Source organism: Pokkaliibacter sp. CJK22405 (genome assembly GCF_046614695.1).
In the GTDB taxonomy this organism is placed as follows: domain Bacteria; phylum Pseudomonadota; class Gammaproteobacteria; order Pseudomonadales; family Balneatricaceae; genus Pokkaliibacter.
In genome coordinates this window covers 146,928-173,614 of record NZ_JBKKHQ010000009.1, presented here as the reverse complement: position 1 = coordinate 173,614, position 26,687 = coordinate 146,928, and the positions used below count along the sequence as shown (strand labels likewise).

Here is a 26,687-nt window from a genome sequence, read left to right as displayed (position 1 = left end):
AAGTTCGCCGGGTTTTTACGCCGATAAGCGCTCACCCGACGAGCTTCCGAACGGGTTCAGACCGTCAACACCAGCTTGCCGCGGATATGACCTTTGGCTGCACGGATGTGCGCTTGGGTAGCCTGTGCCAGCGGATACTGGCTGTCGATGGTCACCTTGATGATGCCTTGCTCCAGCAGTTTGGCGAGTTCATCCAGTTGCGCGCCATTGGAGCGCACCTGCGTCGTTGAGACGTTAACTCCTGCGTGCCTGGCCGTTTCAAAGCCATCAAAGCCCAAGGGGAAAATCGGGAAGAGGGCACCACCGCGATTGATGATGGCGATAAAGCCTTCGGCGTGTGCACCGCCGACGGCATCCACCACCAGATCGACAGGGTCGACTGCTTCTGTCACGGAGGTTGTGGTGTAGTCGATAAACTCATCAGCACCCAGCTCGCGCAGGAAAGCCTCATGTGCGCCAGAGGCCACTGCAACCACGTGGGCTCCCTGCCATTTGGCAATCTGCACCAGAAAATGACCGACACCACCGGCAGCGCCGTTGATCAGCACGCGCTTACCTTTCAGGGCAACCGGCTGATGCTGTGCGGCTTGCAAAGGGTTGGCCTCGTTATGACCCAGGTCCATCAGAAACTGCCAGGCTGTCAGCAGCGACATCGGCGCAGCGGCGGCTTCTTCATCACTGATCGCCGAAGGTTTGTGGCCCAACTGGTGGGCGGGCACAGCCACATATTCAGCATAAGCGCGGCTTTCTCCGGCTAAGCCTTCAGGAAAGCGCACCATGGAATAGACCGCATCGCCGACGGCAAAGCCTGTCACGGCTTCGCCCAGGCTGACGACTTCTCCGGCGATATCCGTTCCGGGAATCAGCGGAAACTCGACCGCCGGTTGCCACTCTGGCGGCAGCATCTTGTAGCCATCGCGCAGATACCAGTCCGGCGGGTTAATACCCACTGCACGGACTTTCACCAGCACCTCATCAGGCCCAACGACAGGGACGGGCGCCTCTTCAAAGCGGAGCACGTCTGGCCCACCGAACGTATGAAGTTGCACGGCTTTCATTGATTGCGGCTGCATGCTGCTCTCCTCAGAGTCATGAATCTTTCAATAACGGAGCAGTGCTCATATTATGAGTCCTAGCGAATAACTAAATAGGAACACTGCTCCGTTTAATATGGGGAGCAGTGCTCCGTTTGTCAATGGTGACCTATGCGAGCGGATGCACAGCAGAACTATCAGCAGCTTTTAACCATCGCCCAGCAAGAGTTTGCCGAGCAGGGCGTGAATGCCTCGCTTCGCAATATCGCCCGTAAAGCCGAGGTCGGCATGGGCACGCTGTACCGGCATTTTCCCAATCGTGAGGCACTGCTTGAGGCAATTCTGCGTTCAAGCTTTGATGCGGCGGCCGTGCGGGCGCGGCACGTGGCGGAGCAACACCACAGTGAAGAGGCGCTGATGCTGTGGGTGAGTGAAATCACTGAATTTACCTACACCCATCAGGGCATCATCCAGCTCATGATGGGCGCGATTGAGGATCTGGACTCCGCCCTGCATTCCTCCTGTGTCAGCTTGCGTGCCGCAGGAGCGGAATTGCTTCGTAATGCGCAGGAGGAGGGCAAGGCGAGGGCGGATTTAAGCGGCGATGAACTCTTTGACCTCATCGCCGCGCTGGCCTGGCTGAAAGAGCAGCCATCCTCCGGCGTTCGGGCCGAGCGGCATTTTGAGATTCTCTCGCGGGCCATTCTGACGGCGCCTCGCTAACCGGAGGCGCATAGTCCTTCATTGCGCGCTGACTTGTTTGTGCGAGCAAGTCACGCTCCGGCGTAAGTTGTCTATGCTTGAAAGAGGCCCGTGCCGCGGCGTTCATTTCTGAAGGAGTGAGGAAGCCCGAATGCAATTTCAACTGACTTACGATGCGATGGAAGACCGTCTGTTATTGCGTGTGAATGCCGGTGATAAGGGCATTCTGGGTTTCTGGCTGACCCGCCGTTGCTGCCGGATTTTATGGAATATTCTGCAGCAGCGTATGGATGCCAGCCTCATCGAGCAGCACATGCCGCAGGATGCCAGCGCCAGCAGCTGGATGAAAAATTCCCGCAGCCATCAGGCTTCTGCCGAGCTGACCATGCAGGAAGAAGAGCAACCCGCTGAACTCACCAGTGCCCCTCTACTGGTTACCAGCATTCGTCACGGCACCCATGAAGACCGGCACATTATCGGGCTTTTTGATCAGAAAGAGCATGGCGAGAACTTTCTGCTAAACGATGGTTTGCTCTATGGGTTAGCCAACGTGTTGCAGCAGGTCACTGAGCGCAGCCAGTGGGATCTGGCCTTAAGCTTTGGCGAATCATTAATGCCGGGGACCGAGCGCTTGCAATAAAAGAGGGCGGTTTACCTCACTCGAGCGGTTCTTGCGCAGCGCAAGCCGCCTCGGTGCTTATCAGTCCATTAGTCTTATAGCTTGCCAGCTCGTTTCAGCATTGATGCGGTTTTACCTCATCTGTCACTAAAGGCCGATTGCAGGAACGCGAATAGCCCCGCCATTATTACCCCGGGCAAAAGCCACCGCAGGCAACAGCGGCCTTGCCGGCTTTTACCTTCGATATTTCTCGTGTTTCAGCCACGTGCGTGGGTGAGTGTTGCGCTGCCTGGGGGCGGCGACTCCGCACGTGTCGTCCTGAACAATAAAAACAGGTCGTGCCTCGACCAATTCTCAGGAGCAATGCCATGCGATTGGCGACGTTACTCAACCATCCCTTGACCGACGTGCTGGCAAGGCTTGGTCACACCGATGAAATCACCGTGGGTGATGCCGGGCTTCCGGTGCCCAACGGCGTGCCGCGCATTGATCTGGCTGTCAGCCGTGGCATCCCGCAATTGCAGCAGGTGCTGCGCCCGATGCTGGAAGAAACCGCCTTTGAAGCGGTCATCCTTGCAGAGGAAATCCGCGAACACAGCCCGGAAATGCACGAACAGCTTTGTGCACTGATCAACAGCGTGGCGGCCACGCGCGGTATCGACATCAGCTTGAGTTACGTGCCCCACGAGCAGTTCAAGTCGCGCTCGGCCAACAGCAAAGCCGTGGTGCGCACCGGCGAATGTACGCCTTACGCCAATATCATTCTGATTGCCGGCGTCGCGTTTTAAGCCGCAGGGTGTTTTCTTTTTATTGATTTACGGGCAGCACAACACTGCCCCACAGGCGAGCACATCATGGATAAGCCTCTTATCGTTCTCGGCAGCGTCAATGCCGACCATATTCTGCAGGTTCAGGATTTTCCCCGCCCCGGTGAAACCATCACCGGCCACGGTTATCAGGTGGTTGGCGGGGGCAAAGGCGCGAATCAGGCGGTCGCTGCGGCGCGTCTGGGTGCCAAAGTGCGCTTTATTGCAGCCATTGGTAATGATGACACCGGCCAGCGTATGAAGGCCGGTTACGAAGCCGATGGCATTGATACCTCCACCATCAGCGTGGAAAACGTGCCCACCGGCATCGCCATTATTTATATCAACGCCAAAGGCGAGAACTGCATCGGTATTTCTGCAGAAGCCAATGCACTGCTGGATGAATCCCGCGTGCAGCCGCACCTGGCGGCAATTCGTCAGGCTGGCGCACTGATCATGCAGCTCGAAACCCCGTTAAGCGGTTGTATGCTGGCAGCAGAAGCGGCCTGCGAAGCGGGCGTCCCGGTGATTTTGAACCCCGCACCGGCCAAAGAACTGCCCGATGACTTCCTGCAGTACATCGACATCATCACCCCCAACGAAACCGAAGCCGAGGTACTCACCGGCATCGCTGTCACGGATGAAGCCGCCGCGGCCGAAGCGGCAGAGATTCTGCATGGTAAAGGCATCGGTACCGTGGTGATTACCCTTGGCTCGCGTGGCGCTTTCTTAAGTGAAGTGACTGACGAAGGCACCGCACAGCAGCTGATTCCGGGCTATCGCGTGGAAGCCGTCGATACCACCGCCGCAGGGGATACCTTTAATGCCGGGCTAATGGTCGGGCTGCTTGAAGGCAAAACACTGGCGCAGGCGATGCCTTTCGCCCATGCCGCTGCAGCACTGTCCGTGACCCGTTTGGGTGCACAGACGTCAATTCCGAAAAGGGAGGAGGTGTTGGGTTTTTTGGAAAGAGAAAATTCTCTTTAAAAGAGGTGTGTAAAGCTATTGGTGCGTGAGTTGGACTCGGAAGTGCGGCTCTCGCCTCTGCTTATTTGCTGCGAGATGCAACATAAAGAATGGTCAGTATCAGGTAGTTATGGATGTTGTGTTGTGGATTAGTGCACACATATCACTCAATTGAGTATGCTCATATTTAACGGATAAGAATTTCTTTAGTTAATTTTTATTCAATCAATACTATAAAATTGATGACTAGAAATGAAAGGTCTGAAAAATATATGTCGCGAGTTTTTATGTAGAAAATATAGTCACGCATTACACGAACATTCTTTATGCTGTTTTTAATTGGGTTAATAATGAAAATCAATGATTTTCCAAAAGGAACTGAATTCTTCATCAAGGAGTTTGATGTCCCGTTGGCAAATATCCCAGATAAAGGTTGGGTTAACTTCTTCGGTAATAAACCTAGGCCATACGAAGTTTCTGGATTAAATCCTGGAAATAATTGGCCGGCTAGTAGCTTTGAAGAGTGGAAAAAGGTTGTTGACGAATCAAAGTGATTATTTTTAATATTTCACAAATGAGCGCATTAACTCTTTACGCAAATTTTGAGCTTTCGAGCTTATTAAAATCCCAAGCTATCGCAGCACCAGGCTTTGTTGCACAAATCAGAATAGGCCCCGTGTTGTCGAATGAAGGGGCTTTGTTGCATAAATAGATCACAGCTTACAACGGACCTTTCCTCAGACGGTTGTTGGCCGTTATTTTGCCCCAGCCGTCTTCAGTACTGAAAGTACCAGCCTTGGTGCGCGTTTCAAGTATCCCGCTTTTCCTGCCTTGAAGTTTGATAGTTCGCAATGATAAGGCTATACGTTGATATGAATATAATTAAAAGTGCTGCACTAATAATTTCTTGCATGGCTCTATCTGCCTGTTCCTCACCTATAAAATTGTCTGAAAGTAAATTTGATAATGCTGAGCTAATTGTCGCAGATAGTTGCGGTAAAGCGATTGTAGATAAAACCGATTATCTACATATCCAGTTTACTCTTCAGAGCCCATTAAACTTATCTGGTAAAACACTTTCCTCTGAAAGTGCGCTACTTGGAAATGCTTATGACAGTGAGTCGCCAACATTAGCAGGTTACGTTGGTTATTGGGATAGCCACGGTCAGCTCAAAGGTTGGGCTAGAGGAGAAGAAGATCTCGTGCTGCCCAAGGGAAGTAAAATTGATGCTTTTATCTTTCCTAACTTATCTTGGGACACTCGCAGATACAGTGCTGACGGTAAGGTTTATCAATTAGCTAGCAATGATTATGAGAAAATCTCGCTTAAGCTAAAAGCTATTGATGGAATGAGGGTATCTGATAGTAGTGAAGTTTTTGAAGTTGACCGAGATAAGGTCTTAGCAGCCATTAAAAGCAAAGAGCCGAAAGCTTATACCCTAGTGTCAGATACTACCTGCTTGTAGTGATGGATTTCGCTTAAGTAGTTTTTAATGAGTTATGGAGTTGGCTTGGATGTTTGAAGTTCTCAGCCAAACTCCATAACGCCCCCCTTCAGTGCAAAATCTCCCCATCTTCACCTCGCAAGTCGTTGCTCCAACACCCCGGATTCTCCCCATCCCCTTGATTTAACAGCATTTCTCTAGTGCAAATAAAAAGTTGGCATTATAAGTGCTTTTAAAATTATCAATTGTCGACAGGCGACAAACGACAGCAAATGGATGGCAGTGATGAATATTTCTCCAATCGCACCGCGCAGCACCTTGAGAACCGAGGTCGGCGAGAAGCTTCGTAAGGCGATTCTCGACCGCGAGCTGGCGCCGGGTTCGAAGATTGTGGAGTCCAAACTGGCGACGCTGTTTGGTGTCAGCCGTGCGCCGTTGCGTGAGGCGATCTCCGCGCTGGTGGAGGAGGGGCTGATTATTCATGAACCCTTCAGCGGCTATTTTGTGCAGTCCTTAACCGAGCAAAGCCTGCGGGATTTGTACGGCATTCGCCGGGTGCTGGAGTGCTTTGCCTTCGAGTGTATTTGGGACAAGCGCACGCCTGCCTACTTCTATGAACTGGAGCGTCGCTCTGCGGTGCTAACGGCGGCGATTACCTCCGGTGACCGTCTGGCGGCTATCGAGGCGGAGCTGGCACTGCACGGCACGGTGTATGAGTACTGCGGTAATGAGCTGTTGCTCGGTATGTGGCGCGGGCTTTCCGGCCGCTTGCAGTTGTACTGGTCATTGCATCAGGAAGTGCATGGTCGCAAGGGCGCGAAGCTGGATGGTCATGATGATTACATCGCGTTCTCCAAAGCGGACGACATCAACCTCATCAGGCAGGAGGTGGTGGAGCACGTCGAGCGGGGAATGGAGCAGGTGCTGCAATCGGTCAGAACCCATAACGGCGAGTGATTTTAATTCGGCAGCATGATCAGGGTTTTCAAACGCTGGCGAGCATCACCGATGAGTTAGTAAGACGCTTCACCCGTGACGGGCGATTCGATCACTGGAAATTCGCAAACGAGAAAGAGTCTGCATGATGAACGACACCCTAATGCGCATTTCAGGGCTGCATAAAAAGTTCGGCGACCTTCACGTGTTGAAGGGCGTGGACCTTGAAGTCAAAAAAGGCGACCGGATTGCCATTATCGGCGGCAGCGGTTCAGGTAAAAGCACCATGTTGCGTTGCCTGAACTTTATGGAGATTCCGACCCTCGGCAAGATCGAGATTGATGGCGAGCTGATCGGCAAGGAATACCCCAATGCCAGATCCGAGGAGGAGCGTATTCGTTACAGCGAATCGTCCCTGTGTGCGGTTCGCAAGAAGGTCGGCATGGTGTTCCAGCAGTTCAACCTCTTTCCGCACATGACCGTACTGGAAAACGTGATGGAAGGGCTGATTCAGGTCAAAGGCCAGAGTAAGGATCAGGCGCGGGAAACCTCCCTCAAACAGCTTAAAAAAGTCGGCTTGCTGGAAAAGCAGGATGTGTACCCCTCACGGCTTTCCGGTGGCCAGCAGCAGCGCGTTGCCATTGCCCGGGCGCTGGCGATGGAGCCGGAAATTCTGCTCTTTGATGAGCCGACTTCCTCCCTTGACCCGGAGCTGGTGGGCGAGGTGCTGAACGTGATCAACGAGCTGGCCGATGAAGGCCGCACCATGTTGCTTGTCACCCATGAACTCGGTTTTGCCTATCACTTTGCCAACAAGGTGATCTTCTTTGCTGACGGCGTTTTGCACGAAGTCGGCACCCCCGAAGAAGTACTGAAACACCCTCAGAAAGAGCGTACCCAGGACTTTATCCAGCGTTTTACGGCTTTCCATTTCTGATTCCCTGAAAGGTAATACCCCATGACACAGGCTCGCTCGACCACCAGTTCTCAGGCGTATGTTCCTGATACCCGTAATGATGATGTGCTCGTTTATGTGAACGGCGAATTTGTGCCGAAAAGCCAGGCCGTGGTGTCGGTCTTCGACAGTGGCTTTGTGCTGGGCGATGGCGTCTGGGAAGGCATTCGCCTGAGCAAGGGCAAGCTGGTGGCGATTGATCAGCACATTGAGCGCATGTTCCAGGGCGCGCAGTCCATCGAGCTGGATATCGGCATCAGCCGTCAGGAGATGGTTGATCTTCTGTGGGAAACCCTGCGCATCAATGGCATGGAGGATGGCGCGCATATCCGCCTGATGGTGACCCGTGGCAAGAAGCACACCCCGAATCAGGACCCGCGTTTTGCGCTCGGCAAAGCCACGATTGTGATCGTCGCCGAGTACAAGGTGATTGACCCTGAGAGCAAGAAGAAGGGCATCAAGCTCTTTACCTCGACTTACCGTTGCAGCGGCCCGGATATTTTTGACCTGCGCCTGAATTCCCATAGCCGCCTTAACTTTATTCAGGCGCTGATTCAGGCCATTAATGCCGGCGCGGATGAAGCGCTGATGCTCGACCCTCACGGTTTTGTCGCCAGCTGTAACTCCACCAACTTCTTTATCGTGCGTGATGGCGAACTGTGGACTTCCACCGGCCATTACAACTTCAACGGCATCACTCACAAGACAGTGATGCGCCTGGCCAAAGAGAACGGGATTCCCCTTCGCGTTGGCAACTTTACCCTCGCGGAGGTTTATACCGCAGATGAATCCTTTATCACTGGCACGCTCGGCGGCCTGACCCCGGTGGCAGTGGTGGATGGCAAGGTCATCGGAGATGGAAATCCGGGGCCGGTTTTCAAGGCACTTTCGGAGCTTTATGCGCAGTACATCCAGAACTGAACCCTGACATTCTCCCGCGAGAGGTATGACCTATGCCCCTGATGAAAAATACGCTGACCCACGTTGCTGCCGCTGTCATGAGCCTTGGCCTGACCATGGGAGCGATGAGCGCCCATGCCGCTGACAACACCCTTGAAGCTATCAAGGAAGCCAAGGTACTGAAGATTGGTGTGGCACCGGGCGATCCCTGGTATTTCAAAGACCCGATCACCGGCAAGTGGAGCGGTATCGGCGTGATGGTCGGCCAGCGTCTGGCGGATGATCTGGGTGTGAAAATGCAGACCGTGGAAACCACCTACGGTAACTCGGTCGCTGCGCTTCAGGCTAAACAGTTTGATGTGATGCTGGTGCTGGATGCCACTGCTGAGCGCCGCAAGGCACTGGATTTTCCCGAGACTCCGCTGCTTTGGTACAAGCAGGGCGTGCTGGTGAAAGACGGCATCACCGCGACTAACTGGCAGGATCTCAACACGGCTGACAGCCGCATTGGTGTGGCTCTCGGGACGGCGACTGATCGTGACCTGACCAAGCGTCTGCCGAATGCCAAAATCGAGCGTTTCGCCAATACCGATGAAACCATTGCCGCCTTTATGGCCGGTCGTGTGGATGGCTTTGCGTTCTATCACCCGGCGCTGGCCATTGCGCTTTCCCACATCAAGAAGGGCAAGCTGCTGGTGCCGGAGCCTGTGATCGAGCTGCCGACCAGTGGCGGTATTCGTAAAGAGGATGACAAAGCCTTCCTGAACTTCCTCGATAGCGAGTTCAAGGCCATGAACGCCGATGGCAGCGTTAACAAGATCTACACCGATTACATGTCCTCCAAGGGCCTGAATCCTGCGGATCTGCCAAGCGTCGAAAAGAGCAAGTAACCCGTGAGGCGGTGCGCGGCTAGTCTGCGCGCCGCTCTTTTCACTGACTTGCGAACTGTCTGGAAATTCTGAACAGGCCTTCACTATGAGCTATCAATGGGACTTTTCCGGCGTCTGGGAGCACAAGGACATGCTGCTCACCGGCTTGCTCGGCACGGTAAAACTGGCGGCAATCTCGATCTGTCTTGGCATTGTTGTCGGGCTGCTGGTGGCGCTCATGAAGATGTCGTCCCGGCGGGGGCTGAATATTCCGGCGAATATCTTTATCGAGTTTTTCCGTAACACACCGCCGATTGTGCACTTCTTCTGGTTTTTCTATGCCTTGCCGATGTTCGCAGGCATTAACCTTTCTCCTTACTGGGCGGCGACCATTGCGCTCTCGACCCAGTCCGGAGCGTTTTATGCTGAAGTCTTCCGTGGCGGCATTCTTTCCATCGACAAAGGCCAGTGGGAAGGGGCGAAAGCCATCGGCATGACGTATCGCAAGGCGCTGATTCGCATCATTCTGCCGCAGGCCGCGCGGCGCATGGTCGGGCCTTTTGTCGAACGTACCTTCGAGCTGACCAAAACCACCACTCTGGCCTCAACGCTGGCCTATGCGGATTTGCTGTATCAGGCAATGCAGGTGAACAGCATTACCTACCGGCCACTGGAAACCTATTCCACCATCGCGGTGATGTATTTCCTGACCCTGCTAACCCTGAGCATGTTGATCAAGCTCGCTGAACGAAAAATGGTTATCCATTAAGGAGCTATGGCATGGACATAACGTGGGATTCCGAAGTCGTCGCCAAAAGCCTGCCGGTGCTGCTGCAAGGGGTGCAGATGACCGTGGAAATCTGGGCGGCGTCCTTTGCCGTCGGCATGATTCTCGGTGCGCTGCTGGGTTTGGGCCGAACCTCTAACATCAAGGCCGTGAATTATCTGAGCATCGCCTACGTGGAAGTGTTCCGAAACACGCCGGTGCTGATCCAGCTGATCTGGTTTTACTACGCCTTTCCGGTGCTGACCAATTACCAGATGTCGCCGGTGTTGGCGGCCTTTCTCGGCCTGACACTGAACACCTCTGCGTACTGCAGCGAAATCTATCGAAGCGGCATTTTGTCGATTCCGCGTGGCCAGTGGGAAGGCGCAAAAGCCATCGGCATGACCTACACCCAGACCCTGAAGCGCATTATTTACCCGCAGGTGTTCAAGCGTATGCTGCCTGCCTTCACGAATCGCGGTATCGAGTTGGCGAAAATGACCTCACTGTGCTCGGTGCTGGCGGTGGAGGAGATCATGTACAAAGGCCGTTTGCTCAGCTCGGCGTATTACAAGCCGCTGGAGATCTTTACCGTGGTTGCCATCATCTACTTCTGCGTGATCTATCCCGGTAGCCTGTTCTCCAAATATCTGGAGCGCCGCTACGCCCGTTTTGATAAATAACGGCACCAGGGAAGCCAGGCAAAACGCCGGACACGCTAAGTGCTCCGGCTTTTTTTTGTGTCATGTCTATCAGGTACAAAGGAGAAAAAAGTACAGATTCAGAAACTCTGTTTACTTTCGTATTTTTGTCCTCACTTTGTGCTAACTATCGCGGTTCATCCTCATTTATAATCCCGGCCCGCTGGCGCCGCCGGCCACGTTTGCGATGGATCGCGCCTTAAAACCGAGATCTCAGTCTGCCCGCCAAGTGCTGCGAAGGGCATGTTCGCGCGTGTTTGCCCCAAATGGAGTTGTTCCTGTGAGTACCCGTCCTTTGCAGATGCTGCGTTCTGCAATTCTTCCTCTGGCTTTTGGTTTTACTCTGTCTCTTGGTCTGACCGCTTGTGGCGGTGATGATGAGGCAACCCCGGCTGCTGCCCAGCAAACTTCCCAGTCTCAGGCTGACCAGCAAGAGATCATGAAGTACAACACCTACATTGATGCTGCTAACCAGATCAATACCTCTTTCAGTCAGGAGCTGGCTGAGCATATTGACCGTTACAGCGAACCGCTGAAACAGGGCAAAAAACTGTCACTGTACTCTGTGCCGCTGACCGGCCTGGTGGATCGTGTGAATGCCAAGCTGAAGGAAGCGATGGCAATGCCTGCGGCGATGGATGATCTCGACCCTGTCGCCAAGCGTTTCTCCGAGGCGTTAAGCACGCTGGCTCCGCTGAACAGCGAGCTTGAGAACTACGCTAACTCAAAAGGCTACCTGTCTGATGACAGCGCCAAGGCCCGCGATATGGATGCTAGTTATGTGGCAGCGCTGACCGCTGTGGCCGAAGCCGAACAGGCTTTCTTTAACGGCCTTGAAGAGCGTGATCAAAAGAACCTTCGCGATGCCTTCGAGCAGGCCACTCCCGGTACTTCAGAGTATTTCCGTGCCGGTATGATCGTACGTGCGCGTGATTCCCTGAAGGCAGGCGATGAGTTCTTCGCCAGCCAGGGTTCAACAGAAACTGCAGCAGCCTTTAAAACCTCACTGGATAAAGTCGCTGAAATGTCGGATGGCTGGTCCAAAATGGTCCGCGAAAATAACGGCGGTACTGTTCCTGCGACCTGCAATTCTGTGACCAGTCAGGTCAACTTTATGGTGTCCGCAGGTCGTGATGCGATCCAGAGTGCTGAGCGCGGCAACTATAAAATCGACCCTAATGATTTGATGACAGGTCGCCAAAACACCATGCGCACCGATGCCAGCCGTCTGCAGCATAACTACAACAATCTGGTCGCTCACCTGAATAACGGTGGCTGCTAACCGCTGATGCGCCTGCCTGCTGATCCTTAAGGTGAGGTGGGAGCGGTACTGCTAACGCCACACTGGCGTGCAGGATGAGTCAGCAAAAAGCCGGACACGATAAGTGTTCCGGCTTTTTTTATGCACGACGCCTGAGAGAGGGCTACCTTACAGAGGTGCTTTGCTCTGATTCACTATGGAAAAGGACAGCTGGATGATTTCTCTTGAGTTTCTGCTGACATCGCTGGTGGTGGTGTTAATCCCCGGCACCGGGGTGTTGTATACCGTGGCGACGGGCCTCTTTGTCGGGAAACGCGCCAGTGTCTTTGCTGCGCTGGGCTGCACCCTCGGAATTATTCCCGCGTTACTGGCAAGTGCATTGGGGCTGGCGGCCATCTTTCATACCAGTGCCTTGGCCTTTCAACTGGTGAAGTATGCCGGCGCGGCGTATCTGCTGTATCTGGCATGGCAGATGTGGCGCTCCTCAACGCCCCTTGCCGTGGCGGGAGATAAACAAACCACGGGCTATGGCGGGATTGTCGCCAAGGGCTTTTTGCTGAATATCCTGAACCCCAAGTTGTCCATCTTCTTTCTGGCCTTCCTGCCGCAGTTTCTGCCTGCCAGCTCGTCCGCCGTGCTCAGTAACATGCTCTTGTTGGGTGGCATCTTTATGCTGATGACTCTGGGCGTTTTTATTCTCTATGGGCTGCTGTCGGGTTGCTTCAGTGCCTTTATCGTTAAATCACAGCGGGCCAGCGTGATCATTCAGAAAGGCTTCGCCGGGAGTTTCGCCGCGCTTGGTCTTAAGCTGGCGCTTACCGAGCGCGGGTAATGAGAAGTGCTTAAAACAAAAAGGCCGGACACCGCAGGTGCTCCGGCCTTTTTATTGGGCGTTCGGCTGAAGCCTGAGTGTTACAGCAGCACGCCGTCTTTCGCTTCAATGGCGGTTGGCAGGTCTTTCTCACCCAGCAACATGCGCACATTAATCTCGATATTGCGGCTCATGGCATCCAACGCAAGGTCATTGGGCTGGGCATCGAAGGGGTCGGAGATCTGGTCACCCAGCGCATCCAGACCAAAGAAGGTATAGGCCAGTACGCAAACCACAAAGGGGGTGAGCCAGCCAATGCTGTCGACCAGACAAAAAGGCAGCAGGAAGCAGTAGATGTGCACGAAGCGGTGCAGCATCAGAATGTAGGGGTAGGGGATCGGGGTGGATTTAATCCGCTCACAACCGCCGTGCATATTGGAGAGGCGGTTCACCTGCTGGTCGATGGTGGTCATCACGATGCTATCCGCGCCTTGTGCACGACAGGCGGAGGTAAAGGCCGCGCCAATGCGCAGCAGTAACAGGTTGGGCGCGTTATCCGAGGCTTTAAGCTCAGTGATTTCTGTGGCGGGTAACAGGGCCTGGGCTTCCGCACCCAGCGGCAGGCCACGTTGGTGATCGCGAATCACATAGGCAAAGGCTGCCACCCGATAGGCGAGGCTCTGTTGCTCCGCGCGGGAGAGGTTTGGCAGCAGGGTTAGCGTCTGGCGGGTCAGGTTTCGGGCCACAACCAGCACTTCGCCCCAAAGGGTTCGCGCTTCCCAGAAACGCTGATAGGCAACGGTGTTACGAAAACCCAGGAAGATCGCCAGCGTCAGACCCCAGAGGGTAAAGGGCGTGGCGGTGAGCACCAGCTTGTAGTCATACAGGGTGCCGTGGGTCATCACAACCAGTGAGCTGAGCAGTACAGTGAAGAGTACCTTGGGCCAGATCACGGAAATAATGGTGCCTTTGAAGGCGAAAAGCAGTTCAAGGAGGCTGGGTTTCTGGTCGTGAATAATCATGCTGAACTCAGAAGGAGCGTCAGAGCACAAAAGGCAGTGCATCGGGTGCCGCCGGCGAGGGCCGAACAGGGGTGATGATCGAAGATTGCTGCAGTGCGATCAAGGCGCAGGACGCACCAGACATGATTTTTCCCAGATTGCCGCGCGTCTTGTGTCTACTCGTCGCGCGGCAACCTGCAGGAAGTTTATTGACGCTGGCGCTGGAAGATCAGCTTATAGAGTGTCAGCAGGGCGAAGATCACCACGAAGGCGGCGACAAACCAGGTCGCGAACAGGGCAAACAGCGGTGCGATATTCAGGGTGCAGCTATCGCTGGCGGAGGGGTCGTTCACGTAGGTACAAAACTCTTCCATCGGGTTGTGCTGAACCGCAACGTAATCCATGTACAGCCCCAGTAACACGCCTGCCAGCGCCGCGAGGCCAAGTCTCAGTTTTAACGTCATTTGTTCACCTTCCATAGCTGTTTCTGGTAGATGGTGGCGACGCGTGCACCGTAGTCGCTCACAATTTCCTTGCCCATAAAGTTATAGATTGAGGCAATTTTTGCAACGGAAGGGTCAGATACCCGGTCCTGAATGCGCTTAAGAATTTTGGCGCCGGTATCAATGTTGTTGCGGGTATCTTCCAGAAAAGTCTCATCGACGCCGAGATCCTTCCAGTAGGTGTAGCTGACATTCATCGGCAGGATGGTGTTTCGCCACGGATAGATTTTGTCGTAATAGCCGTGGGTGGTTTCCAGATACATGATGGCGCGGATCAGGTCCGCATCGAGGTTATGCGTATTCGCCGCTTCATTGATGGCGGAGAAATTAGCCTTGGTCACATCAAAATAGCTGAGCTCGATCATCGGCTCGGAGCCATCGGCCCCAAAGTTGTCGACAATGTTAAAAAGCGCGGGGGTGTCATCAATAATGCTTTGGTGACGCTCACGGGAATTTTGCAGCACAGGCGCGCTGTTACCGCTGTGAGAGTTTTTGCCCAGTCGAATTTTGGAGTGTTGATCCTTCGGATAGATAACGGGATACATGATGAATCCTTTCCCTGGAGTCGGCATTAAGTGTCAGGCGTTCGTGGAAAGGCAGGTTAGCGGGTTTGGACGGGAGGTTGAACCTTGCTACGGGCAATTGAAACAAAATCATGCTCATGCCTTTTATTGGAAAAGCCATCCTTCATTAACCACTTACTTCGTTGATAAAGAGATAAACGGTGGATCGGTCATCATGCGGGATGAGAACGGATTTGTTGGGAAGGTTTTTATCTCTTTCTTGTTAACCGGGTATGGATTTTTTGCCTGCCTCTCTTGCTGATTGTGCTTTACCTTCGGCGCAGACACTGAAGCTAAAGGCAGCCATTTGGCGGCCTTTTCTTTTCGAGGTTAGGGCTCATCCTCCTCAGGGTGTAGAATGCCCACCATTCGGCGCTTAGGCGCAATTCTGGTTTTGGTTGTGCGCGACTGTCGGGCAGCCGCAAGGTAAGGAAGTAAGCAGGTGGACGACGATATTATTTTGAAAAATGCCGATGAGCTGGCGCTGATGCGTGAATCCGGCCGGTTACTGGCCTCGGTGTTCGCCTATCTGGACACCAAAATCAAGGCAGGCATGTCCACTATGGAAGTGAACGATCTGGTAGAGCATTACATCGTTCACGATCTGAAATCCCGTCCGGCGAGCAAGGGTCAGTACGGTTTTGAGTATGTGCTGAACAGCTCCGTTAACCATGTGGTTTGTCACGGTGTGCCTTCCAAGAAGCAGCTGCTGGCGGATGGCGATATCGTCAATATTGATATCACGCTGGAGAAGGGCGGTTTTATTGCCGATTCCAGCAAAATGTACATGATCGGCGAGGTATCCCCGCTGGCGAAGCGTCTGGTGGATAAAACCTACGAGGCCATGTGGGAAGGAATCAAGGCGGTGAAGCCGGGTGCCACGCTGGGCGATGTTGGCAATGCGATTCAGCGTTATGCCGAGCAGCACGGTTACTCCATTGTTCGTGAGTATTGCGGACATGGGATTGGCCGTGAGATGCACGAAGAGCCGCAAGTGGTGCACTACGGTCAGCGCGGGCGCGGTGAGGTGCTTTGCGAAGGCATGACCTTCACCATCGAGCCGATGATCAATCAGGGCAAGGCCAAGGTGAAAACCAAGAAAGACGGCTGGACGGTCGTGACGGCAGATAAAAAACTCTCTGCCCAATGGGAGCACACCATTGCCGTGACTGCAGAGGGTTACGAGGTGCTGACCCTGCGTGAGGAAGAGCGCGAAGCGCTGGGGCTGTAAGGCCCGATCCTTTCGTGGCCAGCGCCTTCCATAACCTGGCCCTTCGATAACAGGCTAGAAAGCATCGACCAATAAAAAAGCAGACATGATGTCTGCTTTTTTTGTGCCTGAACCTAAGCCTTATCAGAACTTGCCGGCGCGGAAGTCTCGCACCGCTTGCTCCAGCTCTTCATGAGTATTCATCACAAAAGGCCCCCATTGCGCGATGGGTTCACGTAGCGGCTGGCCAGCGATGATCAGCAGTTTGGCTTCTTTCAGCGCGGTGAGCTGAATACCGGTGGCCTCGCTGGCGTTGTTCAGAATGCCCATGCGGCGAAACCCGACCTTACGGCCTTCGGCGCCAGTGCTGATTTCCCCTTCATACACATACACAAAGGCATTGTGCCCGGCCGGAATGTCCTGCCAGTGGCTGGTGCCTTCGCTCAGGTGCACATCGATATAGAGCGGGTGAGTATCCGGACGCTGCACCGGGCCTTCAACGCCTTCACTGACACCTGCCAGTACCGTGACCTGTGCGCCAGATTCGCTGGTGTAGGTCGGTAGTTGATCCGGCGTTAAGTCCTGATAGCCGGGGTCAATCATCTTGTTTTGGGCGGGCAGGTTTACCCAAAGCTGGAAGCCATGCATCAGGCCGTCTTCCTGCTCGGGCAATTCGGAGTGCACCAACCCACTGCCTGCTGTCATCCATTGGGCGCCGCCGGAGACCAGCAAGCCTTCATTCCCCTTGTTATCGAAATGACGCATTTTGCCGGCAAGCATGTAGGTCACGGTTTCAAAGCCGCGGTGCGGATGGTCAGGGAAACCCGCGAGGTAGTCGCCGGGGTTATCTGAACGGAACTCATCCAGCATTAGAAAGGGATCAAGACGCTTCTGCAGGTCCTGGGTGAGAACGCGCTGAAGCTGAACACCGGCGCCGTCAGAGGCGGGCACACCTGCGATCAGCTGTTCAAGTTCGCGGCTGGTTCGAGTAGAGGTGGTCATAAAGGCTCCGGAATACCTGGGTGTGATGTGGTTCGGCGCAGGCGAGGGGAAAGTCGTCTGCGCCGTGAGTCTGCCTGGTGATCGAATCAGGCGAGTTTGTGAGCGTGCTTGCCGAACAGCAAGTGATCGAGGCTAAAGCCCGGCGCACCGTGGTAAGCCACCAGCAACAGGCCGCCGGTAATGGACAGGTTTTTCAGAAACTGGGTCATCTGCTGGCTGTTCTCAGGAGAGAAGTGGAAGAGGAACGCGGTCGCCAGGGTGAAAATCGCCAGAATCAGAGCAATCGGGCGGGTCAGAAAGCCCACCAGCAAGGCCGCGCCACCGCCGATTTCCAGCAGAATCACCAGCGGCAGCATAAAGCCGGGTACGCCCATGGATTCCATATAGCCCTGCACTCCGGCATAACCTGCGCCGAGTTTGCCGACACCGGCGACGATAAAGAGCGCAGCCAGTAGGGCGCGGGCCACCAGATTAACGGTGGGGGTCGCCAGTGAGGGGTTCTGTGTGGCGGTCAGTACGTTGGGGTTGCTCATGATTCGGCTCCTGAATCGAAATCGGTCGTTAGGTTCACTCATCTGAGTGGTGACTTGATGCTGTTCAGAGTAGATTCGGGCGACAATCGATAAAAGCGTAATAATTCGTCGGGCTTGATAGAAATATTCGAACGAGTTTAACGGCTAGGGCGCTGGCTCAAGACCGGTCATGGGCGTCGTCGCCAGATAATCCACAAAAGCCCGCACGCGCGAGCTGACCGCAGTATTGCGATAGAACACCGCATGAATTGGCTGATGCTCAATGCGGGTTGAGGCACTCAGCACTTCCACCAGTTGCCCTGACGCCCGGGCATCATGGCTTAAAAAATCCGACACACAGAGAATGCCTTGCCCCGCAATGGCCAGTGACAGCAGGGTTTCGCCAGAGGAGGCGGCCACGTCCGGCACGATGGGCGGCATCGACTGCAGCTGGCCTGCACGTTCAATTTGCAAGGGCCAGTGGTTTAAATGCGCCGGTCGGGTAAAGCCCAGCAGGGTATGCTGACTCAGTTCATCCGCCGTCGCGGGCGTCCCTTTTGCGGCAAGATAGGCCGGAGAGGCGAGTACCCGCAGGCGTGACTGACCAAGATGGCGGGCGCTCAGGGTGGAATCCTTCAGGTAACCAATGCGGATGGCGACATCGGTGCGCATTTCCAGCAGATCAATATTGCTGTCCGTTGATGTCAGCTCCAGCTGAATCCCCGGATAGCGGCGACGAAACTCTCCAATTACCGGCGCCAGCGCATGGGACATAAAGGTCGCAGCGGCATCGACGCGCAAACGACCTTCCGGCGTGCGGCGACTGTTCACCACGCTTTCTTCTGCCTGCGTGAGGGCTTCCAGCAGGCGCTCGGCCTCGCGAAGAAGCACTTCACCCTCTTCCGTGAGCTGCATGCGTCGCGTGGTGCGTTGTAGCAGGGTCGTTTCCAGCCGTTCTTCCAATCGCGACAGCCCGCGGCTGATGGCCGAGGGGGTTTGCCCCAACAGCTCGGCGGCGCGTGACAGGGAACCCGCGCGAACGACCGTGGAAAAAAGTGTTAATTCATCGGAGGAAAGCATTAACCACACCTGAGACTTTTGATTTGAACGCAAAAGTATTGTGCTGACTCGTGTGTTTTTCGCAAGTAATCCCCTCGTCACAATAGCGGCATACCTCAATGACCCTGACTTGTTACGGGAGAATGTCTTATGCCTCTTGCTCTCTGGGCGCTGACGATCAGTGCCTATGCCATCGGAACGACAGAATTTGTGATTGTCGGGCTGCTGCCCGGTATCGCTCAGGATCTGGACGTCAGCCTGCCATCGGCGGGGCTGCTGGTCAGTCTCTATGCTCTTGGCGTGGCCATCGGAGCGCCGGTATTAACGGCACTCACCGGACGCTGGCCGCGCAAAACCGTATTGCTCTGCCTGATGGGGCTTTTCACGCTGGCAAATCTGTTGGCCTGGCAGGCGCCGGGTTATACCAGCCTGATCAGCGCTCGCGTGCTGACGGGGCTGACTCACGGCGTGTTCTTCTCCATCGGTGCGACCATTGCCACCTCACTGGTCAGCAAGGAAAAGGCCGCACGTGCCATTGCCATCATGTTTACCGGGCTCACCGTGGCCTTGGTGACAGGCGTGCCGATTGGCACCTGGGTGGGTGAGCATTTTGGCTGGCGGATGACCTTTGCGCTGGTCAGCGGGCTGGGCGTGATTGCCTTTCTGGGCTGTGCGCTACTGATTCCACGGGGTGCAAAACCCCAGAATCCGGCGCCACTGCGTAGCCAGTTTTCGGTCCTGAAAACGCCTGCACTATTGAAAGTCTACGCCATGACTGCGCTGGGCTATGGCGGCTCTTTTGTCGCCTTCACCTTTCTTTCACCCATTCTGACTCAGGTGACCGGCTTATCGGTGAATGCCGTGGCGCTGGTATTGCTGGTGTACGGCGTGTCCGTGGCTATCGGCAATCTGGCGGGCGGTATGCTGTCTGACCGGCTGGGTGCCGTGCCTGCACTTAAGTGGGTGTTTGGCTTGCTGGCGCTGGTGTTGGTGCTTTTTGGCTTTGCCGCACCGCATCCGTTACTGGCCATTCTGGTGGTATTGGCCTGGGGCGCCGTCGCTTTTGGTAACGTGCCACCGCTTCAGGTGCTGGTGGTGAAACAGGCTGAAGTATTTACCCCCCATGCCGTGGATGTCGCATCAGGCCTGAATATCGCGGCGTTCAATGTCGGGATTGCCGGTGGTGCCTTTATCGGCGGGTTGATAGTGGAGCGCTTCGGCCTGATGAACACTCCGTGGATCGGTGCGCTACTGGTACTTGCCGCCTGGGGGCTGAGCTGGACTGCTCATCGCCATCCCAAGGCCGCAGCAACTTCAGGCGAAGCCCCGGCTCAACGTGGGGCGAAGGCGGAAGAAATTTCCTCCGCGACCTGAGTTATTGATGTTTAGCCAATGATGGGAAGTGCGACTTCCCCGCACCTAACGATAAGGCTGTCCACTGCCGGGCAGCCAGCGTCAAGACGCACGCTACAGGACAACCATTACAGGAGTAGAACCATGCAGATTCCACATCTTGGATTAGGGACTTTTCGCCTCAAAGGACAGACCGCTTATGACTCGGTCGCCTCGGGGCTCAAAGCCGGTTATCGCCATATCGATACCGCGCAGATTTACGGCAATGAAGAAGAGGTCGGTAAAGCCATCGCCGACAGCGGCATTCCCCGTGATGAGCTTTTTATCACCACCAAAATCTGGACGGACAAGTTTGCAGAAGGGAAGCTGATCCCCAGCCTTCGTGAAAGTCTGGACAAGTTACAGGTCGAGAAAGTCGACCTCACCCTGATTCACTGGCCCTCGCCTGATGACAAAGTGCCGGTCGAGACCTATATGACGCAGCTTGCTCAGGCGAAAGAGGAGGGGCTGACCGCCAATATTGGCGTCTCCAACTTCACGATCAGCCACATGAAAAAGGCCATTGATGCGGTCGGTGCCAAGGCCATCCTGACTAATCAGGTTGAGCTGCATCCCTTCCTGCAGAACCGGCCCATTGTCGAATTCTGCGAAGCTAACGGTATTTTACTGACAGCCTATATGCCGCTTGCGTACGGCAAGGTGATGCATGAACCCATGCTGAAAGGGCTGGCGGAAGCCTATAACACCACACCGGCGGTGGTGGCTTTAGCCTGGGGTCTGCAGCAGGGCTATGTGGTGATTCCATCCTCGACCAAGCCTGAGCATCAGAAGATCAACCTGCTGGCAAAGGCGCTGGAGTTTACCGATGAGGAAATGGCAGCGTTGGCGACCCTGGACCGGGACGACCGACTGGTCAGCCCGGACTTTGGGCCGACATGGGACTGAATAACCAAAGAAAAACCGGGTGATTCCCGGTTTTTTTACATTGGCTGCCTAGACACGGTTTTTGTGTCGCTTTCGTAAAATGCGTTCAAGCTTACGCTCTTGTTGGCTATTTTTTCATAAATTGAAAGCGTTGTTTCAAATTATTCGACATGATTTCTTGAATGCTATCCAAGGCAACGAGGCCATTATATTTCCAATATTCACTTTCTTTAAGAGAAGAAGATATAAATACTCTTCCAGTTTCGTCTATCCCGATTAAATTTAGATCGTATAGTGTGTGGATATCTGACCTTAATAGAAGGCCATTAGATACTGAATAGTTGCTATCAATTGAATGTGGAACTATATGTGCCGCCTCTAATACTCCTTCAATGGCGCACTCTGTAATGCAACAACGCCCGTCGAAATATGAGAGCAAAGCTTTTCGGAATTCTGGCTGACCACGCCGTGTTTTTATAGCCTTCAAGGTCACATCGTCAACTGGATGTTCTTGATTAAGTTGTAGCGCTTCTGAGGTTTCTTTTGGTTTCGTAGCTGATTGTTTTTCTGTTCTTAAAATTGAAAGAGGCTTCTTAACAGCTGCTTGAACCAGATGCTCGAACTCTTCGGCAATCTCGTAACCATGTACTGAGCGCTTATTTAATCCTATTGAACCTCCACGCTGTTGATTGATGGTTTTAGCCCTGACCTTCCAGCCATCGTTTACAACACGATTGATTACTTCAGCAATATTGTCGGTGTATGTACCTTGCCCATGGCGATCTTGTTCACCTGGCTCTGTTAAAGCGAAGCCGTAGCGCCCTGTACTTTTCTGAGACTTTTTATACGGATAAAGTCTGTCGCCATTATCAGCAACTAACACAAACCTTTTATCTACAGTTTCCACTTAACCCCTCTTTTTATAGCTAAGGATCTGCTTTAGCAGATCCCAATGAGTAAAGACAACGATTAAAACTAGTTGTTAGACGAGGTACTTGGATAGTACATCGGTTTTCAGTGTCTCGATTAGACTGTCCATCGATGCCAGATGAACTTCTTCGTGATTAATATCTTTGATAGAGGTTAATGCTAATTCTTTTCCCCAGTCAGGAATAACTGTGGAGTTGGATATGAATTTCTCACTTAGTTCAACGGATTTATCTTGTGGAAGGTGCTTGTCCAGCAGGTTAAATTCTTCGAAATGCTCAAGGAAACTCTTTCTCATAGCTCTTTCGCTCTTCTCAATTACCTCAATCAGATAATAGCCAAATGCGGTATGAGATACCGCTCCACTTCGATTAGTTACTGGTGATGGAGAGATTATAAGTGGGAAGTCATTATTGATATCCGCTGCAGAACTAATATCGAGTCCTCTATGTATTATGCTATTGCGTAGTTCGCGAAGATAATTATAGTTATTTTTTCCATCTGGAAAGTTTTCGAAACTTAGATTTTTATAAAGTAGATCCCGAAAGTGGGTGTTATTGGGATAATTGCTTTCTAAAAAAAGCTCAGTTGCGGATAATAGTCCAGCAAAATACTGCGAATAATATTGCCGCAAATTTTTCTTGTTTTCGACAGAAAGGGGGTATCGTAAAGTTATAGCGTTTCGCAATGAGAGGTTTTTAAGTTCAAAATACCACTTTACAGCTGAAAGCATTTCAGAGGTGCGTATAATATCTTCCATGGTAAATTCCTTTCTAGAACTCGGTTCATCTAACGACCGCATTTGCGACTGACTTGGAGCAGGGTGAAAACCAGTTCGATAATATGCGCTTGTTAAAGCCTTATTGTTCAGGAGTGATGAAAACTATGACAGGGACTCCATTTACCTCTCTTGTAAGATCATTTTCTAAGCCTTTGGGGTTTGCAACTCGCCCCTCTGGATCATATACAAAACAGACAAGCGTATTACAGTCTGGGTGTGCTTGGTATCGTTGAGAGTCAATTATAAGTTGTTCACCAACCTCTTTCGCTGATAATCCTTGTCTGGTTTTCTTAAGTTCGATTATTATTTTTTCTTGTTTAATGAGGAAGTCTACTCGAGATGCGGAGCCTGCATAACTTGGAGTATATTCCTCTGGTCTTACATCATCGAAGTATATCCGTAATAAGGAATGAAAAAGGTCTTGGACATCATACTCATCTTCTATCTCAATTGTACTTCTGGAACCGTATCTTGACCGTAATTGTCGAGCTACTTTGTGAAAACGTCGAATTAGTAGCTCTACTTTACCAATTGCTGATAATTCTTGTGTTAATGATTCTAGGTCTTCTTTCCAATATTCCTTTATTTCATCAATAAGTGACTCTAAAACCGTAATCGCATATCTTACTCCGTTTTTATAGGCATTATCGAATGCGGAGTTTGGTGTTGCTGTGGTAAATATTCCCAAAGAATATCGAATCTCCATGAAATCCTTTGAGTGCCGGGTTTTCTCTCCAAAAATTCTCTCTATGGCTACTTCTGTATCTCTACGCCATTTATTGAAATCACTGCTTCCTCTGCGCTCCCCCGCCAGTTGACAGGCTCTTTCCTTCAAATTTTCAAGTCTTTCAATAGCTTCAGTTTTATTCAATGCTAATTTCTCCTTGCAGCACTAGCATTTTAATACTGTGTATTCGCGTTTTTGCTTATGTAAAGAGCTGAGAAGCGCTCACTCAATGAGGGTGTAAATTGGATAAAGGATGAACCACAGCTATTCTCCTCCATTGAAAACAAGCATGCGTAAATACATGAAAGGTTGTGGGTGGTTTACCACAACACAATATCCATAATTACCTGATACTGAACTATATTGCTTGTTGATTCTAGCTACAAATAAGCACTTCTGCCTCGGTCAGCGTGCAGGCACTTAACATATCCTCACTGAATCAAGCGTTATATCTACTTCCATCGGCTGACCCATCCGGAACAGATGGGAATCCAGAAATATATGTGCCATATAAAAAGGGAGCCGTAGCTCCCTTTTTATATGCAGCGTTCATGAGGTTTACGCAGAAATCGGCGCGGCAAATTCCTCGCCTTCCTCAATCATGCGCTCCATGGTGTAGAGGTATTCATCCTCGGCGATTTGTTTAAAACCAAAGCGTTTATAGAGGCGGATGGCCGGGTTCTGTTTGAACACCTTCAGCAGGTAGCTGCGACAGTTGATCTGACCGGCAATCCAGAGGGTGCGAAGCAGCACTTCGGCGCCCAGCCCCTGACCGTGGGTGCGAGGTTCCAGCTGGATATCCCAGAGGTAAATATAGGGCTGCTGGATTTGCAGACGCAAAACGCCTAATGGCTCGCTGTCAGGTTTGCCGGGGTCATGCAGCACCATGTTGACGGTATCCGTCCACTGGGAGTTGTAAATATCCGTGCTCCACTCAAGGCCGGTTTCGACGTAGTAGTGGTTCATGTTTTTGTAGGTCAGATCATGGGCGTATTGCCGATCTTCCTCGCTTGCTTCCCGTAATAGCAGGGGAATGCGCTGGGTGGTTTCAGTCTCGCTCATCATCCGTAAACTCCGCTGATAAGGACAACTCGGGAAATAGTCTGGCCGTTTGCAGCGTCATGGGCCTGAGTTGTACCTGCTCGGTATCCAGGCGGCTGTCGATCACACGCAGCGCCTGCACCAGGGTGAAGAAACGCTCGCGCTCGGTCGGCGTTAGTTCACTTTGAATCGGTAAAATCTGACGAAGATAAAAAAGGCAGATATTCACAATCTGCTGTTCCTTGAGAGTACCTTCCCGACAACTGCTAACGCCAGCCTGAACCAAGTTGAGTTTGAGCGCTGGCGGGACTTGCACGGCTTTTATCGCCCGCAGTAGCCCAAAAAAGGCCGGCTCGAACTGATCCGCCCGGTAGGTGCCGATGCTGTTGCCGATGAGGCGTCGAATCTCCGGCGCAAGGTGTTCACCACCCGGCGCAGGCAGAAGCTCAAGGTAAGCGATGGCTGCCATGTGCTGGGTTTTCTGGTTAAGCCGCTTCTCAATACTGAGGTGCAGGCTGTCGGCCAACAGCCATTGATAGCGCTCTTCGATAGCCGCTTCCCAGCTCCAGAAATCCAGACGCTTGCCGTGCACTTCCCGCGGAGTCTGGCGCTGGGCTTCGATGCGCAGGTCGTGCAGTACTTCGCGTTTGGCGTCCTGATACTGTTGCTCAAACAGGGATTTGCGCTGACGCGACTGACGAAGGCGCTGCCGTGCGCCTTGCTGTCGGTGATAGAGCGCCTGGCGTGAGGCAAGTCGCCGCTCAAGGCGCTGACGGGGTGAACCCTCAAGGCCGCGAAGCTGTTCCTGACTGGCCTGATGGCGTTCATCAAGGCGGTTTTGCAGTTCGCTGGAGAAGTCGCGCCCGAGTCGTTTGAAGTGCAGTTTCATCAGCACTTCATCGGAGAACTGATTGGCCAGATCCAGCCGCAGGAAGAAGTTCATCAGCTCATCGGTCAGGCGTTGAGCCAGCGTTTCATCGCCGCGCTGCCAGTATTCATGGGCCTGAATAATCAGTGCCTTGATGCGCAGATCAGCATGCTTCGGGTAGCCCTTGAGCACTTGCGTCAGGGTTTTGTGCAGCTTTTTAAAACCGCGCCTGGTATTTCGGTCCGGCAGTCTGGCGTGGGGGCGATGGCCCCAGAGAATATCCCGATAGGTTCGCGAATCCCGGCTGCCCGTGTGGTGATGTCCATAAAGAATGCTGCGAAAGGCACGTTCGGCGACATCGTACTGGCGGTTCAGAAAAGCAATATGGCCGAGCAGGCTTTGCTTATGCAGGGACAAGGGGCTCAGGACACACGCCAGTTCCATGGCGTACTGGGCCAGATCGAAATCCTCCTCAAGGCAATGTATGCGCGCGAGCCAGTCGTAGGCTTCAAGGCTCATCAGCGGTTGGTTCAGCAGCTCAGCAAAACAGCGCTTTGCCTGCGCCAGTCGTCCCATAAAGAAGTTACTGATGCCTTGGCCCATGACTGCCCAGGGGGTGGTGTAGTCGCGTTCGGACATTAGCCGGTAATGGCGCTCCGCTTCCCGATAAAAGGCGGCTTCCACCAGCGTGTGCCCCAGCAGTCGCTGTGCTTCCTCGACAAAGGGGCTGTCCTTGCTGTGATCCCGTTGTGAGGATTCCCGAATATGTTGCTGCAGCCATTGAATGGCGCGGCGGTCATTATGCTGGTCCAACGCATCAAAGGCGGGTTTGAAGTAATGGCGAAGCTGCGCCATGCGGGTGATCTTGTCGATCAGATCAACAGCGCGCAGGGGCTTGGCCAGATAGTCATCGGGGGATTCTTCCAGCGCTGCAAAGCGCATGCGCTCGGTATCCTCGCTGGTCATCATGATAAACAGGGTGGAATAGGGCAGCAGGCGCTGGCGCCTTGCATCAGTGAGCAGCGATTGGCCGTTTTCACGGGTGCCGCGCAGGTCGAAGTCACAGATGACGAGGGCGAAGTGGTGCTCGCGCAAAAGCCGAATGGCGGTGCTGTAGTTGTTGGCTTCGTAGAGGTTGCTGGCACCGCCGCGCCAGAGCATATCCTTGAAGGAGGCAATCATCGGTGCATGGCTGTCGATGATCAGGATCTTCTCGCCAGCGAGCACTTCCGGTACGAAGCGCGCAAGGGTTTTGACGCCCGGTGAATAGCCATCACTGGCGGTTTGAAGCTCCTCGGCACCGGGCCGGACAACGCTTGTGTGTGACATCCCTGATTTTCTCGATAATGCGTGAGCAGCCTGGCTACATCGAACGGGCAATACGTGACTAAAACGGCTGAAAGATCAGGACGATCCGTCTTACTTGGGTACTGCAACGAGGCTTC

29 protein-coding genes are annotated in these 26,687 nt (G+C 53.2%); 17 read left to right on the top strand and 12 right to left on the bottom strand.

The genetic code is table 11. The annotated features are described in order from the left end of the window. Window positions 1-56 precede the first annotated feature (56 nt). Window positions 57-1,073 (bottom strand): NADP-dependent oxidoreductase, encoded by a 1,017-nt coding sequence (locus ACKC9G_RS06210; RefSeq protein ID WP_411404067.1) that lies wholly within the window; start codon window positions 1,071-1,073, stop codon window positions 57-59. A gap of 132 nt (window positions 1,074-1,205) precedes the next feature. Between ACKC9G_RS06210 and ACKC9G_RS06205 the strand changes: the two genes are divergently transcribed. From ACKC9G_RS06205 to ACKC9G_RS06140, 14 genes are all read left to right on the top strand, one after another. After that, window positions 1,206-1,757, top strand: a complete 552-nt coding sequence (locus tag ACKC9G_RS06205) for a TetR/AcrR family transcriptional regulator (protein ID WP_411404066.1) — start codon at window positions 1,206-1,208, stop codon at window positions 1,755-1,757. A gap of 130 nt (window positions 1,758-1,887) precedes the next feature. Then, on the top strand, window positions 1,888-2,376 hold the full coding sequence (locus ACKC9G_RS06200; RefSeq protein ID WP_411404065.1) for a hypothetical protein: 489 nt from the start codon (window positions 1,888-1,890) through the stop codon (window positions 2,374-2,376). Window positions 2,377-2,723: 347 nt separating this feature from the next. Continuing rightward, complete coding sequence (gene rbsD / locus ACKC9G_RS06195; protein WP_411404064.1) at window positions 2,724-3,143, top strand: D-ribose pyranase; 420 nt, start codon at window positions 2,724-2,726, stop codon at window positions 3,141-3,143. A gap of 66 nt (window positions 3,144-3,209) precedes the next feature. Beyond that, entirely contained in the window at window positions 3,210-4,148 is a 939-nt protein-coding gene (rbsK, locus tag ACKC9G_RS06190; RefSeq protein ID WP_411404063.1) for a ribokinase, read from the top strand. 305 nt (window positions 4,149-4,453) lie between these two features. After that, entirely contained in the window at window positions 4,454-4,681 is a 228-nt protein-coding gene (locus ACKC9G_RS06185) for a hypothetical protein (RefSeq protein WP_411404062.1), read from the top strand. Between the two features lie 318 nt (window positions 4,682-4,999). After that, on the top strand, window positions 5,000-5,593 hold the full coding sequence (locus ACKC9G_RS06180) for a hypothetical protein (RefSeq protein ID WP_411404061.1): 594 nt from the start codon (window positions 5,000-5,002) through the stop codon (window positions 5,591-5,593). A 264-nt stretch (window positions 5,594-5,857) separates the two neighbouring features. Further along, complete coding sequence (locus tag ACKC9G_RS06175; protein ID WP_411404060.1) at window positions 5,858-6,529, top strand: GntR family transcriptional regulator; 672 nt, start codon at window positions 5,858-5,860, stop codon at window positions 6,527-6,529. Window positions 6,530-6,653: 124 nt separating this feature from the next. Then, entirely contained in the window at window positions 6,654-7,445 is a 792-nt protein-coding gene (locus ACKC9G_RS06170) for an amino acid ABC transporter ATP-binding protein (protein WP_411404059.1), read from the top strand. Window positions 7,446-7,466: 21 nt separating this feature from the next. Beyond that, window positions 7,467-8,384 carry an aminotransferase class IV gene (locus ACKC9G_RS06165; RefSeq protein ID WP_411404058.1) on the top strand — a complete coding sequence of 306 codons (918 nt, stop codon included), beginning with the start codon at window positions 7,467-7,469 and terminating at the stop codon, window positions 8,382-8,384. A 32-nt stretch (window positions 8,385-8,416) separates the two neighbouring features. Then, window positions 8,417-9,253 (top strand): transporter substrate-binding domain-containing protein, encoded by an 837-nt coding sequence (locus tag ACKC9G_RS06160; protein ID WP_411404057.1) that lies wholly within the window; start codon window positions 8,417-8,419, stop codon window positions 9,251-9,253. An 85-nt stretch (window positions 9,254-9,338) separates the two neighbouring features. After that, window positions 9,339-10,001, top strand: coding sequence for an amino acid ABC transporter permease (locus tag ACKC9G_RS06155; RefSeq protein ID WP_411404056.1), 663 nt, complete (start codon window positions 9,339-9,341; stop codon window positions 9,999-10,001). A gap of 11 nt (window positions 10,002-10,012) precedes the next feature. Further along, window positions 10,013-10,681, top strand: a complete 669-nt coding sequence (locus ACKC9G_RS06150) for an amino acid ABC transporter permease (RefSeq protein WP_411404055.1) — start codon at window positions 10,013-10,015, stop codon at window positions 10,679-10,681. Between the two features lie 298 nt (window positions 10,682-10,979). Further along, window positions 10,980-11,981: a DUF3829 domain-containing protein gene (locus tag ACKC9G_RS06145; protein WP_411404054.1), complete on the top strand. Its 1,002-nt coding sequence runs from the start codon at window positions 10,980-10,982 to the stop codon at window positions 11,979-11,981. 193 nt (window positions 11,982-12,174) lie between these two features. Continuing rightward, window positions 12,175-12,792, top strand: a complete 618-nt coding sequence (locus ACKC9G_RS06140) for a LysE family translocator (RefSeq protein WP_411404053.1) — start codon at window positions 12,175-12,177, stop codon at window positions 12,790-12,792. A gap of 80 nt (window positions 12,793-12,872) precedes the next feature. Here ACKC9G_RS06140 and ACKC9G_RS06135 read toward each other — a convergent pair whose 3' ends face one another. From ACKC9G_RS06135 to ACKC9G_RS06125, 3 genes are all read right to left on the bottom strand, one after another. Continuing rightward, window positions 12,873-13,793, bottom strand: a complete 921-nt coding sequence (locus ACKC9G_RS06135) for a bestrophin family protein (RefSeq protein WP_411404052.1) — start codon at window positions 13,791-13,793, stop codon at window positions 12,873-12,875. Window positions 13,794-13,978: 185 nt separating this feature from the next. Next, entirely contained in the window at window positions 13,979-14,236 is a 258-nt protein-coding gene (locus ACKC9G_RS06130; RefSeq protein ID WP_411404051.1) for a hypothetical protein, read from the bottom strand. Further along, window positions 14,233-14,820 (bottom strand): hypothetical protein, encoded by a 588-nt coding sequence (locus tag ACKC9G_RS06125; RefSeq protein WP_411404050.1) that lies wholly within the window; start codon window positions 14,818-14,820, stop codon window positions 14,233-14,235. The genes ACKC9G_RS06130 and ACKC9G_RS06125 overlap by 4 nt, the downstream gene beginning before the upstream one ends. A 460-nt stretch (window positions 14,821-15,280) precedes the next feature. On the opposite strand from ACKC9G_RS06125, the gene map reads away from it, so the two are divergent. Then, on the top strand, window positions 15,281-16,069 hold the full coding sequence (gene map / locus ACKC9G_RS06120; RefSeq protein ID WP_411404049.1) for a type I methionyl aminopeptidase: 789 nt from the start codon (window positions 15,281-15,283) through the stop codon (window positions 16,067-16,069). Window positions 16,070-16,192: 123 nt separating this feature from the next. On the opposite strand, the gene ACKC9G_RS06115 is transcribed toward map, so the two are convergent. The 3 genes from ACKC9G_RS06115 to ACKC9G_RS06105 form a co-directional block, all read right to left on the bottom strand. Then, window positions 16,193-17,050, bottom strand: a complete 858-nt coding sequence (locus ACKC9G_RS06115) for a pirin family protein (protein WP_411404048.1) — start codon at window positions 17,048-17,050, stop codon at window positions 16,193-16,195. A gap of 86 nt (window positions 17,051-17,136) precedes the next feature. Beyond that, window positions 17,137-17,583 carry a DoxX family protein gene (locus ACKC9G_RS06110; protein ID WP_411404047.1) on the bottom strand — a complete coding sequence of 149 codons (447 nt, stop codon included), beginning with the start codon at window positions 17,581-17,583 and terminating at the stop codon, window positions 17,137-17,139. Window positions 17,584-17,727: 144 nt separating this feature from the next. Next, a complete protein-coding gene (locus ACKC9G_RS06105; RefSeq protein WP_411404046.1) occupies window positions 17,728-18,642 on the bottom strand; it encodes a LysR substrate-binding domain-containing protein in 915 nt (304 codons plus the stop codon). A gap of 129 nt (window positions 18,643-18,771) precedes the next feature. On the opposite strand from ACKC9G_RS06105, the gene ACKC9G_RS06100 reads away from it, so the two are divergent. Beyond that, window positions 18,772-19,995: an MFS transporter gene (locus ACKC9G_RS06100; protein ID WP_411404045.1), complete on the top strand. Its 1,224-nt coding sequence runs from the start codon at window positions 18,772-18,774 to the stop codon at window positions 19,993-19,995. 123 nt (window positions 19,996-20,118) lie between these two features. Further along, a complete protein-coding gene (gene dkgB, locus ACKC9G_RS06095) occupies window positions 20,119-20,919 on the top strand; it encodes a 2,5-didehydrogluconate reductase DkgB (RefSeq protein ID WP_411404044.1) in 801 nt (266 codons plus the stop codon). Window positions 20,920-21,025: 106 nt separating this feature from the next. Here dkgB and ACKC9G_RS06090 read toward each other — a convergent pair whose 3' ends face one another. The 5 genes from ACKC9G_RS06090 to ACKC9G_RS06070 all read right to left on the bottom strand — a co-directional run bounded on the left by ACKC9G_RS06090 (window position 21,026) and on the right by ACKC9G_RS06070 (window position 26,571). After that, window positions 21,026-21,805: an HNH endonuclease gene (locus ACKC9G_RS06090; RefSeq protein WP_411404043.1), complete on the bottom strand. Its 780-nt coding sequence runs from the start codon at window positions 21,803-21,805 to the stop codon at window positions 21,026-21,028. Window positions 21,806-21,880: 75 nt separating this feature from the next. Continuing rightward, window positions 21,881-22,585: a hypothetical protein gene (locus ACKC9G_RS06085; RefSeq protein WP_411404042.1), complete on the bottom strand. Its 705-nt coding sequence runs from the start codon at window positions 22,583-22,585 to the stop codon at window positions 21,881-21,883. A gap of 100 nt (window positions 22,586-22,685) precedes the next feature. Further along, on the bottom strand, window positions 22,686-23,477 hold the full coding sequence (locus ACKC9G_RS06080) for a hypothetical protein (RefSeq protein ID WP_411404041.1): 792 nt from the start codon (window positions 23,475-23,477) through the stop codon (window positions 22,686-22,688). 414 nt (window positions 23,478-23,891) lie between these two features. Beyond that, entirely contained in the window at window positions 23,892-24,398 is a 507-nt protein-coding gene (locus ACKC9G_RS06075; RefSeq protein ID WP_411404040.1) for a GNAT family N-acetyltransferase, read from the bottom strand. Next, window positions 24,382-26,571, bottom strand: coding sequence for a response regulator (locus ACKC9G_RS06070; protein WP_411404039.1), 2,190 nt, complete (start codon window positions 26,569-26,571; stop codon window positions 24,382-24,384). The genes ACKC9G_RS06075 and ACKC9G_RS06070 overlap by 17 nt, the downstream gene beginning before the upstream one ends. Window positions 26,572-26,687: the final 116 nt, after the last annotated feature.

What these genes read in the sequence shown, in the direction of transcription:
- ACKC9G_RS06075 (WP_411404040.1), bottom strand. Translation starts at nt 24,398, where the DNA reads ATGATGAGCGAGACTGAAACCACCCAGCGCATTCCCCTGCTATTACGG.
- ACKC9G_RS06125 (WP_411404050.1), bottom strand. Translation starts at nt 14,820, where the DNA reads ATGTATCCCGTTATCTATCCGAAGGATCAACACTCCAAAATTCGACTG.
- ACKC9G_RS06210 (WP_411404067.1), bottom strand. Translation starts at nt 1,073, where the DNA reads ATGCAGCCGCAATCAATGAAAGCCGTGCAACTTCATACGTTCGGTGGG.
- ACKC9G_RS06185 (WP_411404062.1), top strand. Translation starts at nt 4,454, where the DNA reads ATGCTGTTTTTAATTGGGTTAATAATGAAAATCAATGATTTTCCAAAA.
- rbsK (WP_411404063.1), top strand. Translation starts at nt 3,210, where the DNA reads ATGGATAAGCCTCTTATCGTTCTCGGCAGCGTCAATGCCGACCATATT.
- ACKC9G_RS06070 (WP_411404039.1), bottom strand. Translation starts at nt 26,571, where the DNA reads ATGTCACACACAAGCGTTGTCCGGCCCGGTGCCGAGGAGCTTCAAACC.
- ACKC9G_RS06165 (WP_411404058.1), top strand. Translation starts at nt 7,467, where the DNA reads ATGACACAGGCTCGCTCGACCACCAGTTCTCAGGCGTATGTTCCTGAT.
- rbsD (WP_411404064.1), top strand. Translation starts at nt 2,724, where the DNA reads ATGCGATTGGCGACGTTACTCAACCATCCCTTGACCGACGTGCTGGCA.
- ACKC9G_RS06170 (WP_411404059.1), top strand. Translation starts at nt 6,654, where the DNA reads ATGATGAACGACACCCTAATGCGCATTTCAGGGCTGCATAAAAAGTTC.
- ACKC9G_RS06140 (WP_411404053.1), top strand. Translation starts at nt 12,175, where the DNA reads ATGATTTCTCTTGAGTTTCTGCTGACATCGCTGGTGGTGGTGTTAATC.
- ACKC9G_RS06110 (WP_411404047.1), bottom strand. Translation starts at nt 17,583, where the DNA reads ATGAGCAACCCCAACGTACTGACCGCCACACAGAACCCCTCACTGGCG.
- ACKC9G_RS06175 (WP_411404060.1), top strand. Translation starts at nt 5,858, where the DNA reads ATGAATATTTCTCCAATCGCACCGCGCAGCACCTTGAGAACCGAGGTC.
- ACKC9G_RS06205 (WP_411404066.1), top strand. Translation starts at nt 1,206, where the DNA reads ATGCGAGCGGATGCACAGCAGAACTATCAGCAGCTTTTAACCATCGCC.
- ACKC9G_RS06105 (WP_411404046.1), bottom strand. Translation starts at nt 18,642, where the DNA reads ATGCTTTCCTCCGATGAATTAACACTTTTTTCCACGGTCGTTCGCGCG.
- ACKC9G_RS06100 (WP_411404045.1), top strand. Translation starts at nt 18,772, where the DNA reads ATGCCTCTTGCTCTCTGGGCGCTGACGATCAGTGCCTATGCCATCGGA.
- ACKC9G_RS06150 (WP_411404055.1), top strand. Translation starts at nt 10,013, where the DNA reads ATGGACATAACGTGGGATTCCGAAGTCGTCGCCAAAAGCCTGCCGGTG.
- ACKC9G_RS06180 (WP_411404061.1), top strand. Translation starts at nt 5,000, where the DNA reads ATGAATATAATTAAAAGTGCTGCACTAATAATTTCTTGCATGGCTCTA.
- ACKC9G_RS06200 (WP_411404065.1), top strand. Translation starts at nt 1,888, where the DNA reads ATGCAATTTCAACTGACTTACGATGCGATGGAAGACCGTCTGTTATTG.
- dkgB (WP_411404044.1), top strand. Translation starts at nt 20,119, where the DNA reads ATGCAGATTCCACATCTTGGATTAGGGACTTTTCGCCTCAAAGGACAG.
- ACKC9G_RS06115 (WP_411404048.1), bottom strand. Translation starts at nt 17,050, where the DNA reads ATGACCACCTCTACTCGAACCAGCCGCGAACTTGAACAGCTGATCGCA.
- ACKC9G_RS06085 (WP_411404042.1), bottom strand. Translation starts at nt 22,585, where the DNA reads ATGGAAGATATTATACGCACCTCTGAAATGCTTTCAGCTGTAAAGTGG.
- ACKC9G_RS06160 (WP_411404057.1), top strand. Translation starts at nt 8,417, where the DNA reads ATGCCCCTGATGAAAAATACGCTGACCCACGTTGCTGCCGCTGTCATG.
- ACKC9G_RS06130 (WP_411404051.1), bottom strand. Translation starts at nt 14,236, where the DNA reads ATGACGTTAAAACTGAGACTTGGCCTCGCGGCGCTGGCAGGCGTGTTA.
- ACKC9G_RS06135 (WP_411404052.1), bottom strand. Translation starts at nt 13,793, where the DNA reads ATGATTATTCACGACCAGAAACCCAGCCTCCTTGAACTGCTTTTCGCC.
- ACKC9G_RS06155 (WP_411404056.1), top strand. Translation starts at nt 9,339, where the DNA reads ATGAGCTATCAATGGGACTTTTCCGGCGTCTGGGAGCACAAGGACATG.